15 protein-coding genes are annotated in these 19963 nt (G+C 71.1%); 10 read left to right on the top strand and 5 right to left on the bottom strand.

Going from position 1 to position 19963, the window contains the following annotated elements:
- Nucleotides 1–97: 97 nt before the first annotated feature.
- Entirely contained in the window at nucleotides 98–715 is a 618-nt protein-coding gene (locus tag VMR86_05060) for a class I SAM-dependent methyltransferase (GenBank protein HTO06408.1), read from the top strand.
- Between the two features lie 176 nt (nucleotides 716–891).
- Here the strand turns inward: VMR86_05060 and VMR86_05055 are convergent, their stop codons facing one another.
- Nucleotides 892–2937, bottom strand: coding sequence for a choice-of-anchor X domain-containing protein (locus VMR86_05055; protein ID HTO06407.1), 2046 nt, complete (start codon nucleotides 2935–2937; stop codon nucleotides 892–894).
- Between the two features lie 164 nt (nucleotides 2938–3101).
- On the bottom strand, nucleotides 3102–4268 hold the full coding sequence (locus VMR86_05050) for a DNA methyltransferase (GenBank protein HTO06406.1): 1167 nt from the start codon (nucleotides 4266–4268) through the stop codon (nucleotides 3102–3104).
- A gap of 400 nt (nucleotides 4269–4668) precedes the next feature.
- Between VMR86_05050 and VMR86_05045 the strand changes: the two genes are divergently transcribed.
- Nucleotides 4669–7302, top strand: coding sequence for a glycosyltransferase (locus VMR86_05045; protein ID HTO06405.1), 2634 nt, complete (start codon nucleotides 4669–4671; stop codon nucleotides 7300–7302).
- Between the two features lie 51 nt (nucleotides 7303–7353).
- The gene (locus VMR86_05040) at nucleotides 7354–8517 is read left to right on the top strand and encodes an efflux RND transporter periplasmic adaptor subunit (protein ID HTO06404.1); all 1164 of its coding nucleotides are present in this window, start codon (nucleotides 7354–7356) and stop codon (nucleotides 8515–8517) included.
- Here VMR86_05040 and VMR86_05035 read toward each other — a convergent pair.
- A complete protein-coding gene (locus VMR86_05035) occupies nucleotides 8435–11629 on the bottom strand; it encodes a multidrug efflux RND transporter permease subunit (protein HTO06403.1) in 3195 nt (1064 codons plus the stop codon). The two genes, VMR86_05040 and VMR86_05035, sit on opposite strands and share 83 nt — an antisense overlap.
- A 19-nt stretch (nucleotides 11630–11648) precedes the next feature.
- Here VMR86_05035 and rmuC point away from each other — a divergent pair, with 19 nt between their 5' ends.
- The 7 genes from rmuC (at nucleotide 11649) to VMR86_05000 (ending at nucleotide 17839) form a co-directional block, all read left to right on the top strand.
- Nucleotides 11649–12794, top strand: coding sequence for a DNA recombination protein RmuC (rmuC, locus tag VMR86_05030; protein HTO06402.1), 1146 nt, complete (start codon nucleotides 11649–11651; stop codon nucleotides 12792–12794).
- A complete protein-coding gene (locus VMR86_05025; protein HTO06401.1) occupies nucleotides 12791–13438 on the top strand; it encodes a helix-turn-helix domain-containing protein in 648 nt (215 codons plus the stop codon). Before rmuC ends, VMR86_05025 begins: the two co-directional genes overlap by 4 nt.
- A 58-nt stretch (nucleotides 13439–13496) precedes the next feature.
- On the top strand, nucleotides 13497–14321 hold the full coding sequence (locus tag VMR86_05020; GenBank protein HTO06400.1) for an SDR family oxidoreductase: 825 nt from the start codon (nucleotides 13497–13499) through the stop codon (nucleotides 14319–14321).
- Nucleotides 14322–14384: 63 nt separating this feature from the next.
- Nucleotides 14385–15122, top strand: coding sequence for a hypothetical protein (locus VMR86_05015; GenBank protein HTO06399.1), 738 nt, complete (start codon nucleotides 14385–14387; stop codon nucleotides 15120–15122).
- On the top strand, nucleotides 15049–16230 hold the full coding sequence (locus VMR86_05010; GenBank protein HTO06398.1) for an acetyl-CoA acetyltransferase: 1182 nt from the start codon (nucleotides 15049–15051) through the stop codon (nucleotides 16228–16230). The genes VMR86_05015 and VMR86_05010 overlap by 74 nt, the downstream gene beginning before the upstream one ends.
- Nucleotides 16227–16652: an OB-fold domain-containing protein gene (locus tag VMR86_05005; protein ID HTO06397.1), complete on the top strand. Its 426-nt coding sequence runs from the start codon at nucleotides 16227–16229 to the stop codon at nucleotides 16650–16652. Before VMR86_05010 ends, VMR86_05005 begins: the two co-directional genes overlap by 4 nt.
- A complete protein-coding gene (locus tag VMR86_05000; GenBank protein HTO06396.1) occupies nucleotides 16649–17839 on the top strand; it encodes an amidohydrolase family protein in 1191 nt (396 codons plus the stop codon). Before VMR86_05005 ends, VMR86_05000 begins: the two co-directional genes overlap by 4 nt.
- Before the next feature lie 74 nt (nucleotides 17840–17913).
- Here VMR86_05000 and VMR86_04995 read toward each other — a convergent pair whose 3' ends face one another.
- Together VMR86_04995 and VMR86_04990 are read right to left on the bottom strand one after the other, a co-directional pair.
- Nucleotides 17914–18387, bottom strand: a complete 474-nt coding sequence (locus VMR86_04995; GenBank protein ID HTO06395.1) for a peroxiredoxin — start codon at nucleotides 18385–18387, stop codon at nucleotides 17914–17916.
- A 14-nt stretch (nucleotides 18388–18401) separates the two neighbouring features.
- Nucleotides 18402–19910: a penicillin-binding transpeptidase domain-containing protein gene (locus tag VMR86_04990; GenBank protein ID HTO06394.1), complete on the bottom strand. Its 1509-nt coding sequence runs from the start codon at nucleotides 19908–19910 to the stop codon at nucleotides 18402–18404.
- Nucleotides 19911–19963: the final 53 nt, after the last annotated feature.

Raw genomic sequence — 19963 nt, 5'->3', positions numbered from 1 at the left:
GCGCTCTACCGCGCCAAGCGCGCCGGCCGGAACCAGGTCGCGCGTTGACGGCGTTGCGCGCAGCGTAGAGAGCCGCCCGGGTGCTAGCCTGGGAGCCGTGGGCTTCTACCAGAAGTACGTCTTCCCCCGGCTGATCGAGCTGGCGATGAGCAACGCGGACCTGGTGCCCGTGCGCCAGAAGGTGGTGTCGGGCGCGCGCGGAGTCACCGTGGAGCTCGGCATCGGCTCGGGCCTGAACCTGCCGCACTACGGCTCGGGAGTGACTCAGCTGTTCGGCGTGGAGCCTTCGCCGGAGCTCGCCGCGCTCGCGCGCAGGCGCGCCGCCGAGACGGGTCGGCCGGTCGAGCTCTTGCAGCAGTCGGCCGAGCAGCGGCTGCCCTTGCCGGAAGCGAGCGTCGACACGGTGGTGGTCACCTGGGCCCTGTGCTCGATCCCCGACCCCGTGCAGGCGCTGCGCGAGGCGCGCCGCGTGCTGCGCCGCGAGGGCGAGCTCCTGTTCGTGGAGCACGGCCGCGCCGACGACCCGCGCCTGCGCCGCTGGCAGGACCGGCTGAACCCGTTGTGGAAAGTCATTGCGGGCGGCTGCAACATGAACCGCGCCGCGGACGAAGCCATCCAGGCCGCCGGCTTCCGCATCCAGGAGCTGACCCACCAGTTCCTGCCGGGCCCGAAGCTCCTGACTTACACCTACCAGGGCCGCGCCAGCGTCGGCTAGCGGCGAGGCGAAGGCCGCCCTGAGCCGAGCCCGCAAGCTGCGGAAGCAGCGCGCAGTGAGCCGCAGGCGAACGAAGCTCATCGGAAGCGGCGAGGCGAAGGCCGCCCTGAGCCGAGCCCGCAAGCTGCGGAAGCAGCGCGCAGTGAGCCGCAGGCGAACGAAGCCGATCGGAACTGCTACTTGATCCTGATCCTGAACTGGATCGTGAAGCTCGGAGCAGTCACTCCGCTCTTGCCGGCGAAGGCGCCGGTGGGGCTGATGCGGATGTTCGTCACCGCGGGGTCGGTGCCGTTGCCGTTCGCGGTGGGCGAGTAGGTCCAGGTGGTGCCGCCGTTGTTCGAGAACTCGAGTGAGTCGGCGCCGTTGTTGAGCGCGGTGAAGGTGTAGGTGAGGCCGCTCGTCGGCGAGCCCTGGGTGAACAGCACGGGCCCGCTGCCCGCGCCGCCGATGTCCGTGACCACCAGCTCGGCCTGACTCGGGATCGCGTCGGCCAGCTTGATCGTGTTGGCGTCCGACGCGCCGGCACCCTGGTTGGTGACCGTGATGGTGTACTCCTTGATCGCGCCGGGGATCGACTTGGGCCGGGTGGTGCCGTCGATCGGGTCGGAGATCGTCGCCACGCTCTTCAGGATCACCAGGTTCACGGTCACCAGCGAGAACACCTGGTCGTCGATGTTCCAGTAGTCGGCCTGGTTCTGCGGCGAGTTGGGCTGGCCCGAGATGTGGACCCGGCCATTGGTTGCGCCCGTGGTGCTCGTGGACGAGTCACGGGCGTAGACGCGCACCGTCCAGGCGGCGCTCTGCGTGTCGCTGGACAGGAAGGTGTAGGTGGGGTTCGCGGCCACGCTGCCGTTGTTGCTGAAGATGCGGTCGCCGGCCACGGCGTCGCCGTGCGTGCCGTCGTCGTAGAGCTGCACGCCGGTCGCGACCACCGTGCCCGAGGGATTGATCACGTCGGCGGTGACTCCGTTCGCGATCGTCGTGGCCTGCACGGCCGCGCGGATCGTGAGCACCTGCCCGACCTGATACTGCGAGGCCGAGCTGACCGCGGTGTCGTTGGGCGCGGTCACGTTCACGCCGAAGGCCTGCACCTGGCTGGCGGTGACGGTGGCGGTCTGCAGGCTCCACTCCACGTCGTCGATCGAGAACCACGAGCGGTACTGGTTCGTGTGGTTCGAGCTGATGCGCAGAGTCACGGTCGTGCCGGCGTAGGTGGCGAGGCTCGAGCTCAGCGTGAACCAGACCTCCGAGCCGCGCGCGATCGCCATGCCCGAGCGGTGGTTGCCGTTCGTGTCCGTGTCGAAGCCGTTGTACTGGCCGTAGCCCGAGCGGTTGTTGGCGGCGGCCTGGGTGCCGAGGTTCGGGCTGAAGGGCAGCGTGGTGTAGTTGCCCGCGGTGGGACCGACGAGCTCGGTCGTGACTCCGCCCGCGGAGACCACCGAGATGCGGATGAAGTCGTAGTTCGTGCTGCCGTTCGCGCCCGAGTCCCAGCCCTCGGGCCGGTAGCGCACCACCACGTTCCCGGCCCCGGAGGCCGGCACGGCGATGGTCTTGTTCAGAGTGACTGCCGGCTGGGTCACTGCGCCCGGCTCGTTCGCGGAGCGCGCGCCCATCAGGTACGAGAACGCGCCGCTGAGTGGCGTGCCGTCGGTCGTCTTGGGCGGCGTGCCGTTGCCGGCGGTCGTGCCGTCGGTGGTGATCGAGGGGTTCTCCGAGGGCCGGATCTGCGCGTCGAAGCCCGCAGTGGTGGTGAGCGACCAGCCGGGCGGCGTGGCGGTGCCCGAGCCGCCGAACTCGAAGTTGCCGTTGATCGGTGTCTGCGGGTTCGCGGCCTTCGCGCCGTTCGCGGTGATGTCGAAGTACAGGTAGTAGGTCTGCGCGCCGGCGTCCTGCGCGATGAAGCGCAGCTCGCCGCGGCTGTTGCCGGTGGCGTCGGTCGCGCTGCCGTAGCGCGCGTCGGTCCACTGCTGCAGCGTGACCAGCGTCGTGCCGTCGGGGCGAGTCACTCGGTAGGAGTTGGTGTCGAAGGTGCCGTTGATGCCGAGCTGCGTGATCAGCGCGCCGAAGTCGACGTCGACGGTCTCGGTGCTGCCCACGGCGGTGGCGGCCGGGAGCGAGACGGGCACGCGGTAGTGCCAGGTCGGATCGAGCCACGACGCGCGCAAATCTGCGCGTGCCACGCCGCTCACGGCGAGGATCAAGAGCGCGATCCAACCCCGCATGTCCAGTCTTGAAGCGGGGTTTTTCCGCAATGACTTGAACCGCTGCTGCGGGCGCTTTGTGTCGCGCAGCACAGGGACCGGAGGCGAGCCGGCAACTGCGGCCGATCCCGGCGGAGGTGTGCGGGGCTGCGCGCGCTGCTGCGCACGCGCGGACCTCGGCCGCGCTAGCGAGGCTTTGCGAACGCGAGCACGTGCTCGCGCAGCGCTCCGCCGCGGCCTGGATCGGGCCGCTCGAGCGAGGCCCCGGCCAAAAGCGCCAGGCCCGCGCGCTCGGCGGCGGAGATGCTCGGAGCCGCCGAGTCGACCGAGCCGCTGGGCACGCGGCCGTCGCCGATCACGACCACCAGGTGTCCGCCGGGCGCGAGCGCGCGGCCCACCCGCGCGGTCCACAGCTCGGTGTCGCGGCGCCAGACGTCCCGGGCCTCGCGCGCGCCTTTGCGGAACAGGCGGCGGGAGCCGATCTCGCGCGCGGCGTCGGGCCGGTCGCCCAGCCACACGTGCCGCAGGTGCTGCATGGGCAGATAGTCGTAGGTGGACGGGTAGGGCGGCGAAGTCACGACCAGATCGACCGGGTCGCGCAGGGTGAGCTCGCGCGCGTCGCCCAGCCACACGTCGGCGGGCGGCGTGCCCGGCGGCAGCGCTTCGCGCAGCTCGACCATCTGGCGCGCCAGCTCGCGCGTGCGCTTGTGGAACAAGACCGCGGTGGTGCCCGCGGGGCGCTCGTGTTTCTCGCGCGCGGCGCGCGTGTCCGAGACGCGCCAGCTCACCTTCACCAGGATCGAGGCGAGCACGGCCTCGAGCAGCTCGCGCAGCGCGGGCTCCGACTCGGCCACGCCGCGCCGCAGACACTCGAGCTCGCGCAGCACGTGCGGGGCGTACCAGGACTCGACCGCCCGCAGGATGCGCGTCTCGGGCAGCGGCCCGCGCGCCGAGGCTGCGCGCGCCTGCGCGGCCAGCGCCCGGGCGCGCCCGCGCAGCGCCGAGAGCTGCGCGTCGTCGGGCGTCGCGCAGCGCGCGCGGGCGGCGCGCACCGCCACGGGAGACACGTCGCAGCCCAGCGCGCGCCGGCCGGCGGCGCGCGCCTCGACCAGCACCGTCCCGCCGCCGCAGAACGGATCGAGCACGGCGCGGCTGGGAAACGCGGCGAGTAACTCGCGCGCGGTGTCCGCGCGCAGGGCCGCGGGGTAGGTGTGAAACAGATTGGTGTAGCGCGCGCCCTCGCCCGACTGGGCGAGCGCCGCCTGCAAGCTGCGCGCGAGCTGCGCATCGCCGAAGCGCTCGTGGGCGACGAGCTTGGCGGCGCGGGAGGTGCGGCGGCGCTGGCTGGACATGGGGGAGCAGACCCTATCGCCCCGCTGGGGCCCCGCCATGGCGTGTCAAGGACGCCCCGGCGCAACAAAGTGCGGCGCCTCTTTCGCCTGTGATGCACATCAATAGACACGCGACTGGCGGCGTATATAATCGCGCCCCGTGCGGAGCCCCCGTTGGCGTTGCCGAGCCGGCTGCGCGGTGCAGTCGGCATGGCCGGGGAAGACGCCGATTCCCTCCGCAAGCCAGTGTTTGGACTGGTCAAGAGACCGCCAAGACAACCCTCGCCTCCCTAGCTCGAACGAAACGCCGGTCCCACTCGGCGGTTGTAGGAGGGTGACGCGCGAGTCGCAGCGAGTCTCCGCTTACGGCCACCGCACGATGCGGCGCCTCGAGCGTGGTCTGCGAGCCTGGCGGAACCGTATGACTCGCTCGAGTGTCTCGATCCTGGTCCTGGTCGCCGCAGCCAACCTCGCAGTCTTCGCCTTCCTGAACCGCCCGATCGATCCGCCTGCCTGGAAGGGCAAGCTCGCGGGTGTGTCGTTCAGTCCCTACCGGGAAGGCCAGGGGCCGGTCGACAAAGTCTTCCCGACCGAGCAGCAGATCCGCGAGGATCTGCGCCTGCTCGCGCCCGAGGTGAACTCCGTCCGCACCTACACCTCGCTCGACGGCATGGACCAGATCCCGCGCATCGCCAACGAGTTCGGGCTGAAGGTCACCGCGGGCGCGTGGATCGACGGCGACCGGCAGAAGAACGACCGCGAGATCCGCAACCTGGTCGCGAGCGTGCGCGCCAACCCGAACATCAACCGCGTGGTGGTCGGAAACGAGGTGCTGCTGCGCGGCGATCTCAAGGTCGCCGAGTTCGCGCCCTATCTGCGCCGCGTGCGCGCCCTGCTCTCACCGCTCGGCATCCCGGTCGGCACCGCCGAGCCGTGGCACGTGTGGCTGAAACATCCCGAGCTGGCCCGCGAGGTCGACTTCATCGCGGTGCACCTGCTGCCCTACTGGGAAGGCGTGCCGTTCGACAATGCGGTCGGCTTCACGCTGGACCGCCTGGCCGAGGTGAAGAAGCGCTTCCCGTACAAGGAAGTGATGATCGGCGAGGTCGGCTGGCCCTCCAACGGCCGCATCCGCCGCGGCGCCGTGCCGTCGCTCGGGAACGAGGCCGCGTTCCTGCGCCAGTTCCTGAACGCCGCCGAGGAGCGCGGGATCGACTACTTCGTGATGGAGGCCTTCGACCAGCCGTGGAAGATCCCGGTCGAAGGCGGCGTCGGCGCCTACTGGGGCATCCTCGACGCGCAGCGCCAGACGAAGTTCGCCTGGTCGGGCGAGATCGTGGGTGTGCCCGGCTGGCCGCTCCTGTTCGGGGCCTCGACGCTGGTGCCGGCGCTGCCGCTGCTCTGGTTCCTGGCCAGCTTCCGCCGCTTCCGCGCGCGCGGGCGGCTGTTCTTCGCCTCGCTCGTGCAGGGCGCGGCGTCGCTCTTCACCTGGATCGTGTATCTCACGGTGAGTCAGTACCACAGCCTGTACTCGGCGACGGCCTGGGCGGTGCTGCTGGGCGCGCTGGGCATGCTGCTCGCGATCGGGCTCACCGAGGCGTTCGAGCTGACCGAGCTCCTGTGGCACCGGAAGCTCGCGCGGCGCTTCGCGCGCGTGGCCCCGAAGCCGCTCGAGCACTGGCCCAAGGTCTCGCTGCACCTGCCGCTGTGCAACGAGCCGCCCGAGATGGTGCGCGAGACGCTGAACGCGCTGGCCGCGCTCGACTACCCGGAGCTCGAGGTGCTCGTGATCGACAACAACACGAGTGACCCCGGCCTGTGGAAGCCGGTCGAGGACATGTGTCAGATCCTCGGCCCGCGCTTCAAGTTCTTCCACGTCGACCACGTGTCGGGCTTCAAGGCCGGCGCGCTCAACATCGTGCTGCGCGAGACCGACCCCGCGGCCGAGATCGTGGCGGTGATCGACAGCGACTACGTGGTGCGCCGCGACTGGCTGCGCAACCTGGTGCCGTACTTCGCGGACCCGAAGCTCGCCGTCGTGCAGGCGCCGCAGGATTACCGCGACGGACAGCACAGCGCGTTCAAGGCCATGTGCGGCTGGGAGTACGCGGGCTTCTTCGACATCGGCATGGTCCATCGCAACGAGCGCAACGCGATCATCCAGCACGGCACCATGTCGCTGGTGCGCCGCTCGGTGCTCGAGTCACTTGGCGGCTGGGCGCAGTGGTGCATCTGCGAGGACGCCGAGCTGGGCCTGCGCGTGATGGAGGCCGGCTACGACACCGCCTACGTGAATTACTCGTACGGCCAGGGCCTCATGCCCGACACGTACACCGCCTACCAGAAGCAGCGCTTCCGCTGGGCGTACGGCGCGGTGCAGATCCTGAAGCGCCACTGGCGCGAGCTCGTGGGCCTGCGCGAGTCGAAGCTGACCTGGGCGCAGCGCTACCACTTCGTAGCCGGCTGGCTGCCCTGGTTCGCCGACGCGCTGAACACGGCGGTCACGGGCCTGGCGCTGGTGTGGACCGCGGGCCTGGTGACCGCGCCCAAGGTGTTCGAGTTCCCGCTGCGCTTCTTCCTGTGCGCGTCGCTCGGCTTCTTCGCGCTGAAGGTCGGCAAGACGCTCTGGCTGTACGCGGCGCGCGTGCACGCCAGCACGGGCGAGAACCTGAGCGCCGCGCTGGCCGGCCTGTCGCTGACTCACACGATCGGCAAGGCGATCTTCTCGGGACTCACGACCTCCGACCGGCCCTTCATGCGCACGCCCAAGTGCGAGGACCACATGGCGTTGCTGAAGGGTCTGCTCGCCTCGCGCGAGGAGACCACCATCCTGGGCCTGCTGGCGCTGGGCGCGCTCGCGGTCGGCTTCCGCTACGGCTCGCAGGACGTCGAGGCGCAGCTCTGGATCGCCCTCTTGGGCGTGCAGTCGCTGCCTTATCTCGCGTCGCTCGCCACGGCCGTGATCAGCGCGCTGCCGCCGCGCGTCACCACCGACGCCGTGCCGGCCGTGGTGATGTCGAACGCGGCCAGCGGAACGGACGCGACCCGGGTCTGAAGCGGAAACGGCGGCGCTGCTACTCTCGCGGCCCTGGAGGTCTGCGGCGCAATGCCCCTTCGTCGACTCGCGCTCTTTGCCCTCGCGCTCGCGCTGGGCTGCCGCGGCCGTGACACCAACGGCGCTCCCGCCCCGCTTCCAGTGCGCACGGCGGAGGTGCGCGAGGCGCACATCCCCGTCTACATCGAGCACCCGGGCACGACCGAGGCCGTGAACTCGGTCGAGATCCGCGCGCGCGTGCGCGGCGTGCTCGAGAAGGTGCTGTTCAAGGAGGGCAGCGACGTCGAGAAGAACGCGCTCTTGTTCGTGATCGAGCAGAAGCCGTACCAGGCCTCGCTCGACAAGGCCCGCGCCGACCTCGAGCGCGCCAAGGCCGCCGCACTGCGCACGCAGGCCGACTTCCAGCGCACCTCGGAGCTGGCCAGGAAGGACGTCGCGAGTCAGTCCGACCTGGACCACGCGCGTGCGGCGCGCGACGAAGCCGCAGCCGAAGTGAGCGGCGCGAAGGCCGCCGAGGAGCAGGCCGAGATCGACCTGGGCTACACGGAGATCCGCGCGCCGATCGCGGGCCGCATCGGCAAGCTCGCGCACACACAGGGCAACCTGGTCGGCGGCAGCGAGGAGACGGTGCTGGCGACGCTCGTGCAGCTCGACCCGATCTACATCTACTGGAGCCCCAGCGAACGCGAGAGACTCGACGTGCTGCGCCTGCGCAAAGAAGGCCGCTACGTGCAGCGCGACCAGATCGAGGTCTCCGCCAAGCTGGCCGACGGCAGTGACTACCCGTTCCCGGGCAAGCTCGACTTCGTGGACAACACCGTCGACCCCAACGCCGGCACGCTGCGCGTGCGCGCGGTGTTTCCGAACCCCGACAAGGCCATCCTGCCGGGCCAGTACGCCAGCCTGCGCGTGCTGGTGGGCCGCGACGTTCCCGTGCTGGTCGTGCCCGCCGCCGCGGTCATCGAGGAGCAGGGCGGAAGCAGCGTGTTCGTGGTGAAGGACGGCGCGATCGAGCCGCGCGCGGTGCAGGCCGGCTCGCTGCAGGACCAGCTGCGCGTGATCGAGTCGGGGCTCAGCGCGGGCGAGCTGATCGCGACCGACAACCTGGGCAAGCTGCGGCCCGGGATGAAGGTCAGTCCCCTACCGAGTGACTCGACTCCGGCAGCCCCGCCGGCGGGCTCGGCTCCGGCGGCCGATGCGGCAGCCCGCCCCTGAGCCGCTCGCGCAGCCGCTCGATCACCACGAAGAACACCGGCACCACGGCCAGCGACAGGAAGGTCGCGAACACCATGCCGCCGAACACCGCCGTGCCGAGCGAGCGCCGGCTCATCGAGCCCGCGCCGGTCGCGATCACCAGCGGAATCACGCCGAAGATGAACGCGAACGACGTCATCAGGATCGGCCGCAGGCGCACGCGCGCGGCGTGCAGCGCGGCGCGCTCGATCGACTCACCCTGCTCGCGCAGCATCTTCGCGAACTCGACCACCAGGATGGCGTTCTTGCTGGCCAGGCCCACGAGCATGACCAGCCCGACCTGGCAGTACACGTCGTTCGCCAGCCCGCGCAGCCACTGCGCCGAGAGCGCGCCGAACACCGCCAGCGGCACCACCAGCATGATGGTGAATGGCAGCACCCAGCTCTCGTAGAGCGCCGCGAGACACAGGAAGACCACGCTGAGCGCGAGCCCGAACACCACGGGCGCGGTGCCCGCCGCACGCAGCTCCTGCAGTGACAGGCCGGTCCACTCGTAGCTCATGCCTTCGCCCAGCGTCTGGTTCGCGATCGTCTCCATGTCCTGGATCGCCTGTCCCGAGCTGCGCCCCGCGGCGGCCGAGCCGGTGACTGCCGCGGTGCGGAACATGTTGTAATGCGTGATCGTCGACGGACCGACGAACGAGCGCACACTGGCCACGGTCGAGAGCGGCACCATGTCGCCGTTCGCGTTGCGCGCGTAGAGCTTGGTCACGTCGTCGGGCATGGCGCGCGCGCCGGGCTCCGCCTGCACCACCACGCGGAACACGCGCCCGAAGCGGTTGAAGTCGTTCACGTAGTAGCCGCCGAGATAGGTCTGCAGCGTACCGAACACGTCGGACAGCGAGAGACCGAGCGTCTTGGCCTTGGTGCGGTCGATGTCGACCGCATACTGCGGGATGTTCGCGCGCACGGCGTTCACCACGTTGGTCATCTTCCCCGAGCCGTTCGCGGCGTCGACGAACGCGTCCACGCGCCGCGCGAAGCCGGGGTAGTCCGTGCCCGTCTCGTCCTGGACCTGCAGCTGGAAGCCGCCGGTCGAGCCCAGCCCGCGGATCGGCGGCGGGTTGAACACGCGGATGTCGGCCGAGGCGATCTTGCCCAGCTCGGCGCGCGCCTTGCCCAGGATCGGGTCGAGCTGCACCGCCGCGGACTTGCGCTCGTCCCAGGGCGCGAGGATCACGTACACCGACGCCGCGTTCGACGACGCTGCGCCGGTCTGGAAGTCGGTGCCGCCGTTGATGACGGCGCTCGCGACGCCCGGAATCTCGAGCGTCCGCTGCACGATCTGCTTGGTGACTGCCTCGGTGCGCTGCAGCGACGCGCCGTCCGGCAGGTTCACCGAGACGATGAAGTAGCCCAGGTCCTCGGCGGGGATGAACGCGGTCGGCAGCTGCCGGTACAGCCCGACCGTGCCCAGCACGACCGCGCCGAATACGCCCAGCACCACCGGCCAGGCCTCGACCGCGCGTGCGCCCACCCGGTCGTACGCGGCCACGAAGCGCGCGTAGGCGCGGTCGAAGGTCTGGAAGAAGCGCCCCTTCACCTTGGCGTAGTCGTGGCGCAGCAGGATCGCGCACAGCGCGGGACTCAGCGTGAGCGCGTTGAAGGCCGAGATCGCGACCGAGCAGGCGATCGTGAGCGCGAACTGCTGGTACAGGCGGCCGGTGGTTCCGGGCAGGAACGCCACGGGCAGGAACACCGCCATCAGGACCAGCGAGATCGCGATGATCGGGGCAGTCACTTCGCGCATGGCCAGCACCGTGGCCTCGCGCGGCGCGAGGTGACGCTCCTCGATCAGGCGCGACACGTTCTCGACCACCACGATCGCGTCGTCGACCACCAGCCCGATCGCCAGCACCAGACCGAACAGCGTGAGCGTGTTCACCGAGAAGCCGAGCACCGCCATCAGCGCAAACGTGCCCACGAGTGACACGGGCACGGTGATGGCGGGAATCAGCGTGGCGCGGAAGCTCTCCAGGAACACGTACACCACCAAGAACACCAGCAGCATGGCTTCGAACAGCGTCCACACCACCTCGCGGATCGACTCGGTCACGAACTTCGTGGGCTCGTACAGGATCCGGTACTTCACGCCCGCCGGGAAACGCGGCGCGAGCTGCTCCATCTCCTCGTGCACCAGACGCGCCACGTCGAGCGCGTTGGCGCTGGGCAGCGCGAACACCGCCACGCCGGTCGAGGCTTCGCGCCCGAGCCGGCTGAAGTTGATGTAGCTCTGCGCGCCGAGCTCCGTGCGCGCCACGTCGGCCAGCCGCAGCACCGAGCCGTCGGGCCGCGTGCGCAGCACGATCGCCGCGAACTCGTCGGCGGTGGAGAGCCGGCCCTTGGTGCTGAGCGTCCACTGCAGCACCTGGCCCTCCGGCGCGGGCGGCTGGCCCAGCACGCCGGCCGCGACCTGCTGGTTCTGCTCGCGCAGCGACGCGACCACGTCCTGCGCCGTGACGCCCAGGTTCGCCAGCTTGTCGGGGTCGAGCCAGACGCGCATCGAATAGCGGCGCTCGCCGAAGGTGGCCACGTCGCCCACGCCGGTGAGTCGCTTCAGCCGGTCGCTGATGTTGATGCCGGCGTAGTTCGAGAGATACACGTCGTCGCGCGAGTTGTCGGGCGAGATCAGATTCACCACGATCGTGAGGTCGGTCGACACGCGGCGCGTGGTGACTCCGGTGCGTTGCACCTCCTCGGGCAGCTGCGGCAGCGCGACCGCCACCCGGTTCTGCACGTCGACCGCGGCGATGTTCAGGTCGTAGCCGACCTCGAACGTGACCGTGATCGTGCAGCTGCCGTCGTTGGCGCTGGTCGAGTTCATGTACAGCGCGCCCTCGACGCCGTTGATCTGCTGCTCGAGCGGGATGGTCACGCTGTTCTCGACCACCTCGGCGCTGGCGCCGGGGTAGGTCGCGGTGACTCGCACCGTGGGCGGGGTGATGCGTGGAAACTGCGCCACGGGCAGGAAGGGGAGACACACGGCGCCCGCGAAGGTGATCAGGATCGCCAGCACCGCGGCGAAGACGGGCCGTCCGATGAAGAAGTCGACCAAGGCGGGTGCAGCGTACACCACGCGTTAGAATCGAGCCGTGCCCGCGCAAGTCGTCCCCTGGCTGATCCTCGCGCTCGTCGCCCTCGGCGGCGCGCTCGCGCTGTTCCGCACCGTGCGCGAGGAGCTGCGCGCGGCGCGCGCCGAGTCGAACGCGCGCGCCACCGAGCTGCGCGACGAGGTCGCCCGCCGCTTCGGCGAGACCTCGGAGGCGCTGGGCGCGATCCTCCAGGGGGTCACCCGGCAGATCAAGGACCTGCAGGAGGGCAACGAGAAAAAGCTCGACGAGATGCGCCACGTGGTCGACGAGAAGCTGCAGGGCGCGCTCGAGCGCCGGCTGGGAGAGTCGTTCAAGCTGGTGAGCGACCGGCTCGAGGCCGTGCAGCGGGGCCTGGGCGAGATGCAGTCTTTGGCCACGGGCGTGGGCGACCTGAAGCGCGTGCTCACCAACGTGCGCACGCGCGGCACCTTCGGCGAGGTCCAGCTGGGCGCGATCCTCGAGCAGATCCTCACGCCCGACCAGTACGAGCGGAACGTGAAGCCGCGGCCCGACTCGCGCGAGGCGGTCGAGTTCGCGGTGCGCCTGCCCGGCACCGGCGTCTCGCGCCACCAGCACGTGTGGCTGCCGATCGACTCGAAGTTCCCGCACGAGGACTACGGGCGGCTGCTGGCCGCGGTCGAGGCGGCCGACCCCAAGGCGGTCTCCGACGCCGGCGATGCGCTGGCGCGCGCCGTGAAGCTCTCGGCGCAGACCATCCGCCAGAAGTACGTGTCTCCGCCGCACACCACCGACTTCGCCATCCTGTTCGTACCCACCGAGGGCCTCTACGCCGAGCTGCTGCGCCGGCCGGGCTTCGTCGAGTCACTCCAGCAGGACCAGCGCATCGTGATCACCGGGCCTACCACGCTGGCGGCCTTGCTGAACAGCCTGCGCATCGGCTTCCGCACGCTGGCGATCGAGCAGCGTGCGAGCGAGGTGTGGAAGGTGCTGGCCGCCGTGAAGGGCGAGTTCGCGAAGTTCGGCGAGGTGCTCGACCGCGTGAAGAAGCAGCTCCAGACCGCGAGCAACACGATCGAGGAGACCGGCGTGCGCACGCGCGCGATCACACGCCAGCTGCGCGACGTGGAGGAGCTGCCCGGCGCGCAGGTCCAGCTCGACTTCGGCGACGACGGGCCGAGCGCGTGACTGCCGCCGCGCCCGCCGCGCGCCGCGCCCGGCGCCCCCGCACCGCCCCCGAGAACATCCTGGCGGCCGCGTTCACCTGCTTCGCGCGCTACGGCTACCGGCGCGTGTCACTGGAGCTGATCGCGCAGGAGGCCGACGTCTCGCGCGCCGCGCTGTATCTCCACTTCACGAACAAGGAAGACCTCTTCCGCGCCGTGTCGCGCCAGGTGCACGAGCGCGCGCAGGCCGCCGCCGAGGCCGCGGCCGAGACGGCCGGCGACGTGGCCACGCGCATCGGCGCCGTGCTCGAGGCCAAGCACGGCCAGTTCTACGAGATCGTGCACGGCTCGCCGCACGTCGCGGAGCTCGTCGAGGAGGGCAACCGCCTGTGCGGTGACTTGTCCGAGGCCTACCGCAAGCGCTTCCTCCGCACCTTGCGCGGCGTGATCCGCCAGGCGGCGCAAGAAGGCGAGGTCGATCTCGAAGGCGCGGGCCTCGACGCGGGCCAGGCCGCGGAGCTGTTCGTCGACGCCGCGAAGGGCCTGCAGGGCGCCGGCGCCATGCCCCAGAACCCCTCGCGCTACCGGCGCCGGGTGGGGCGGCTGGTGCGGCTCCTGGCGGCGGGCCTGGGCGCGCGGCCGGCGCCGGCCTCCAAGTCAAATTGACACTTTCGTTCTAAAACGTCAGTCTCCGGGCCGCCTCGCAAAACAAGGAGTCCGACCCATGACGACCTCCACCCGACCCCTCGCCGGCAAGACCGCCATCGTGACCGGGGCCTCGAGCGGCATCGGCCGCGCCATCGCCGAGCGCTTGGGCGCCGCGGGCGCCCACGTGTTCCTCGCCGGCCGCTCGCAGGAGCCGATGGAGGGCTCGAAGAAGCAGATCGAGAGCGACGGCGGCCGCGCCACGATCGTGTCGGTCGACGTGCGCGATCCCCGCCAGGTCGAGTCACTCGTCGAGCGCGCGCTGCGCGACACGAAGCGCCTCGACGTCATGGTCAACAACGCCGGCCTCTCCTATCCGGCGCCGATCCTGTCCGGCGATCCCGACGAGTGGCGCGCGATGCTCGAGACGAACGTGCTGGCGCTGCTGGTCGGCTGCAAGGCCGCGGTGCGCGCCATGCGCGCGTGCGGCGCGTCGGGTCACGTGGTCAACATCTCGTCGATTGCCGCGCAGCGCCCCGACTCGGGCGTGTACGGCTCGACCAAGCACGCCGTGAACTGCATCTCGGCCACGCTGCGCAAGGAGCTCGAGGACGACCCGATCCGGGTCGTGAACGTGATGCCCGGCGCGATCGCCACCAACTTCGGGCGCAACTTCGACCCCAAGGTGCTCGCGGGCATCGTCGGCGCCTCGGGCCTCTCGGTCGAGGTGAAGCAGGGCGAGAAGCTGCCCGACGAGGTGCTGGAGAAGGCCCAGCCGCTGCTCAAGCAGCTGCTCGGCGCGCCCGAGGACGTGGCCGACGCCGTGCTCTACGCAGTCACCGCCCCGAGTCATGTGAACATCGCCGACATCGTGGTCCGACCGCCGAAGCAGCTCGCGCTGTAGTCAGCGCCGAGAAAGTCATTGAGTCCGTAGCTCTCGCGCTGTCACAATCGGCTGATGGCGCGAGTGAGCTGCGTTCGAGTGGGCCTGCTGTCGGCGCTGCTGGGCTGGCTCGCCCTGCCTGCCGCCGCAGCGCTCGTGGGCCGCGACGCGTTCGCGCCCGGCGACCCGGTGATCGACTTCGAGACAGGCACGACGGCCGTCCCCGGTGACATCCCCGGGGTCCACTTCGACCAGTTCAACGAGAACGCGACCTTCGTCTTCAGCACCCTGAGCCCGTTCTACGACCAGTTCGGCCAGCAGGCTCTCGCCAACCTGTCCGGCCCGCCGAGCGCGGTGTTCCCCGACGGCTACACCAATCTCACCGTCGGCTTCGACCAGCCCGTGCAGGCCGTCGGCGCGTTCATCTTCGACCTCGGCCCCTTCACCGACGTGGCCGGAGTCACCATGATCGCCTTCGACGCGAGCCACCAGGTGATCGACTCGGTCTTCGTGCCGGTGTCGAACCAGAGCCTCGACCCGCTGTTCGTTGGACTGGCTGCGCCCGGCGCGCAGATCGCGTCGGTCGAGTGGCTCCACCAAGAGCCCGGCTTCTACGCCGTCGACAACCTGGTCTACGGCGCGCTGCCCGAGCCGGGAATCGCCCTGCTCGTCGCCTTGTCACTGGCCGTCGCGGCATGGCGCCGGGCGGGTTGGAACCCGCTCCCGCCCGCGTGGGATGATCGCGGCCATGAGCGCGCGGTCGCTTCGCGGGCGGGTCGCGGTCGCCGGGATCGGCGAGTCGGAGTACTCCAAGCGCGGTGAGGCGAAGGAGCCCGAGTTCGTGCTCGGGCTGCGCGCGATCCTGGCGGCGTGCGCCGACGCGGGCATCGACCCGCGCGAGGTCGACGGCTTCGCGTCGTACTCGAACGACCGCAACGAGCCGTCGCGCATCGCGGCGGCGCTCGACTGCCGCGAGCTGCGCTTCTCGAACATGCAGTGGGGCGGCGGGGGTGGCGGCGGCTCGGCGGCGGTGGCGAACGGCGCGGCGGCGATCGCGAGCGGGCTGGCCGACGTGGTGGTCGTGTACCGGGCGCTGGCGCAGGGTCAGTTCGGGCGCTTCGGCGCGGGCGCGCGGCGCGAGCGCGTGGCGGGCGAGCCGGCGTTCTGGCTGCCGTACGGGCTGATGTCGCCCGCGCAGATGTTCGCCATGCGCGCCATGCGGCTCATGCACGAGCACGGCATCCGCCAGGAGGCGTTCCGCGCGGTGGCGCTCGCGAGCTACCGGCACGCCCAGTCCAACCCGCGCGCGGTCATGTACGGCCGGCCACTCACTGCCGAGGCCTACGACGCCTCGCGCTGGATCACCGAGCCCTTCCACCTGTACGACTGCTGCCTCGAGAACGACGGCGCCGCGGCGCTCGTGCTGGTGTCGGCCGAGCGCGCGCGCGACGGGCGACACCCGCCGGTGTACCTGCTGGGCGCGGCGGCCGGCTCCGAGCGGCGCGCGGGCGCGGGCAGTCACAACAACCCCGACTACGCCACCGCGAGCTTCAAGACCGTGGCGCCGCGGCTCTACGCCATGGCCGGCGTTTCGCCCGGCGACGTCGACGTGGTGCAGAGCTACGAGAACTTCACCGGCGGCGTGGTCATGAGCCTGGTCGAGCACGGCTTCTTCGGCTACGAGCAGGCCAACGAGTTCTGCACGCTCGAGAACTTCTCCGCGCCCGGCGGGCGCCTGCCGCTCAACACCAGCGGCGGCAACCTGGCCGAGTGCTACATGCACGGGCTCGAGCTGCAGCTCGAGGCGGTGCGCCAGGTGCGCGGCACGTCGAGCGCGCAGGTGCCCGGCGCGCGCGTGTCACTGGTGGCGTCCGGGCCCATGGTGACTCCGGTGAGCGACATGATCCTGGGCTCGGGAGACACCCTGTGACTCCCGTGCTGCCCGAAGGCCTGCCCGCGCCGGCGCCGTCGCCCGACGGCCTCGACCGGCCCTACTGGGACGCGGCGCGCCGGCACCAGCTCGTGGCGCAGCGCTGCAACGCGTGCGGCGCCTGGCAGTGGTCGCCCGAGTGGATCTGCCACGCCTGCCACTCGTTCGAGGTCGGCTGGGGCGACGTGCCCGGCCGCGGGCGGATCTTCTCCTGGCAGCGCGTCTGGCACCCGGTGCACCCGGCGCTGGTCGGCGCCGTGCCCTACGTGGTGCTGCTGGTCGAGCTGGCGGGCGCGGGCGGCATCCGCATGATCGGCAACCTGGCCGGCGACCCGCGCGCGCCGGTCCGGATCGGCGCCGAGGTCGAGCCGGTGTTCGAAGACCACGGCGACTACACTCTGGTCCAGTGGAGGACGGCATGAGCACGCAAGCAGTGACTCCCGACCCGAACGCCTGGCGCCAGGAGACCCCGGGCCCGGCCGGCTGGCCGCGCACCGCGCGCGCCGGCGACCCGCACAAGTACTTCATGGTCTCGGCCGACACGCACGCGAACGAGCCGGCGGGCCTGTGGCGCGAGCGCATCGACGCCCGGTACCGCGACCGCTTGCCGCGCATCGAGGTCGACGCGAACGGCGTGCGCTGGAGCGTGATGGAAGGCTTCCGCCCGCAGAAGCTGCGCGAGTCGCGCTTCGAGGGCGAGGATCTGCTGCGCTCGAAGGCCGGCGCCGACCCGGTCGAGAGACTCCGCGACCTGCGCGCCGACGGCATCGACGCGGAGGTCATCTTCCCGAACAAGGGTCTCTCGATGTGGGCCACGAGTGACCCGGTGTTCGCCAACGCCATGTGCCACGTCTACAACCAGTGGGCGTGGGAGGTGTTCGGGCCGTACAACGACGTGATGTCTCCCATGGCCGCGGTGGCCACCGGCGACCTCGACGGCGCGATCGCCGAGATCGAGCGCACCGCTGCGCTGGGCTTCCGCGGCTTCACGCTGCCGTGCAAGCCGAACTGGGGCGCGCACGACGCCGAGGGGCGCAACTACAACCTGCCGGAGTTCGACCGGCTCTGGGCCTGCGTTCAGGCCACGGGCAAGCCGATCACGTTCCACATCTCGACCGGCCGCGACCCGCGCGCCGCCAAGGGCGCGGGCGGCGCGGTGATCAACTACGTGGCGCACTCACTCTCGCCCACCGTCGAGCCGGTGGTGAACCTGTGCGCGTCCGGCGTGCTCGAGCGCTTCCCGGGCCTGCGCTTCGCCACCATCGAAGCGGGCATCGGCTGGCTGCCCTGGGCGCTGGTCGCCATGGACGAGGGCTACCACAAGCACCACATGTGGGCCTTCCCGAAGCTGCCGTCGCTCCCCAGCGAGTATTTCCGCCGGCAGGGCTACGCGTCGTTCGGCGAGGACCCGCCGGGGCTCGAGCTGATGGAGCGCTTCGGCCTGGAGGATTGCTTCCTGTGGGCGAACGACTACCCGCACCACGAGGGCACGTGGCCGCACTCCGCCGCGGCGATCGAGCGCACCATGGGCGCGCTGACCGACGGCCAGCGCGCCAAGGTGCTCGGACTGAACGCCGCGCGGCTGTTCGGCTTCCCGGTGCCGGAGTGACTCGCTAGAACGCGAAGCCGATCCCCGCCGTCCGTCGCCGAGCGGGCGCCCTTCGGGCGCGACGGGCCTCCAGCTCAGACGCCTCCAGCCTCGAGCGCTTCCAGCACGCGCGCGGGGTGCTCGTCGGCCTTGGGCACGCGCTTCCAGTGCTTGCGCACCACGCCGTCGGGTCCGATCCAGACGGTCGAGCGAATCACTCCGCGGGTCTTCTTGCCGTACAGGACCTTGTCGCCGTAGGCGCCGTACTTCTCCATCACGGAGTGATCGGGGTCGGAGAGCAGCGGGAAGGGCAGCTTGTACTTGGCGCGGAACTTCTGGTGCGCCGGCCCGCCGTCGGGCGAGACACCCAGCACCACCGTGTTCTTCTTCCCGATCTCGCCCCACAGGTCGCGGAAGCCGCAGGCTTCCTTGGTGCAGCCGGGCGTGTCGTCGCGCGGGTAGAAGTAGAGGATCACATTCTTGCCCGCGTAGTCGGCGAGCTTGACCTTCTTGCCGTCGGCGTCGACCAGCGTGAACGCGGGCGCCTTCTTGCCTTCCTCGACGGGCACGCGGCGATGCTACCTCAATCGAAGCTGCGCCGGGAAGAAGTCCGCGCCGAGAGCCATTGGTCGGCGCGGTCGACGCGACACACGCCGCCGCTGCAGAAGATCGCGTTGAAGATCTGCGCGCCGACCATCGAACCGGTCGTGTGCCAGCGGCGCTGCTGCACCACCAGCACCGCGAGCGCGATCTTCGGGTGGTCGGCGGGCGCGAGCCCGATGAACCACTCGTAGCGGCCGGGCGGCGCCTTGCCCGAGAGACTCCCGGTCTTGCCCGCGATCGTCATCTCGCGCAGGAGCGGCCGGCCGTACACGCCGTGGAAGGCGCGGCGCGCGGTGCCGGAGAGCGTGGTCTCGACCATCATGTCGCGCAGCTGCTCCGCCGTGGCCGCGGGCAGCACCGGCTCCGGGCCGCCGCGCGCTGGCAGCGCGAGCTCGCGGCCCGCGGAGTCGGTCACGCGCGCGATCCAGTGCGGCGCCACGCGCTTGCCGGTGGCCAGGGTGGCGGCGATCTCGGCCGCGTGCAGCGCCGTGATGCGCAGGCCCGCGAGCCCGCAGCCGAGCTTGCCCAGCGCGAAGCGGTCGCCGTCGGGCTCGTCGGCCTCGCCGGGCGAGTGACCGGGGCCCGGCGACTGCAAGAGGCCGAAGCGCCGGAAGGTCTCGAGCAGGCGGCTCGTGCCCAGGTCGTTCACCGCGAGCTGCGCGAAGCACTGGTTGTTCGAGGTGGCGAGCGCGCGCTCGAGCGTGATCTCGGTGCCGCGCGAGGGCGGGTTGAGCCGCGCAGGAGTGAGTCGATAGGGGCTGCCCACGAAGTGACACGTGCGGTTGGCGACGCCCGGCACGTTCTGCAGCGCGGCCGAGGCGGTCACCACCTTGACCAGCGAGGCCGCGGGGTAGAGCTCGCTCGCCGGCATGCGCCGCGGGTCGGTGCCCGCGTAGGCGAGCACCTCGCCCGTCGCCGGGTCGAGCACCACGGCGAGCCCGAGCTTCACGCGCCCGCGCGCGAAGATGTCGTAGACCGCGTCGGTGAGTCCCGCGTCGAGCGTGTACTCGACCTTGAGCGGACCGGGAATGCCGTTCTCGGGCGAGGCCGGCACGCTCTCGACGATGCGCTGGCCGCGAGTCACCTGGAGCGAGGCGCCGGCCGCGACCAGCTTCGGCACGCCGCGCCCCACGCCGCCGGGCGGCGGGATCGGCACGCGCCGCAGGACGGCCTCGGGGGCGTTGCGCGCGCTGGCCGACGGAGCCGGGGGCGGCGCCGCCGGCTCGGCCGGGCGCGCCGGTGGCGGCACGGGCGCGGGCAGCGTGGGCTCGGCCGCGTCGGGGTTCCCGGGCTCGCCGTCGGCATCCGCCCCGTGCGGCAGCGCACTCACCTCGGGCAGGCCGTCCGGGCGGCCGTGGGTAGCGGCGATGCCGCGCTCGCTGGGCCCGAGCGCCCACCCGACCACGACCAACACCAACACGCCCGCGGCGATCGTGAGTCGACCGCGCAGGAGCATGCGCGGCCGCACGACGTGCGGTTCACCTCTCACGCGACCTCCCCCGGAGGCTTGCTTTTTACCTTCGCGGCCATCCCGTCGCCAGT

This window comes from Myxococcota bacterium, from assembly GCA_035498015.1.
Lineage (GTDB): Bacteria > Myxococcota_A > UBA9160 > SZUA-336 > SZUA-336 > VGRW01.
This window is presented reverse-complemented; position numbering and strand designations above follow the sequence as displayed.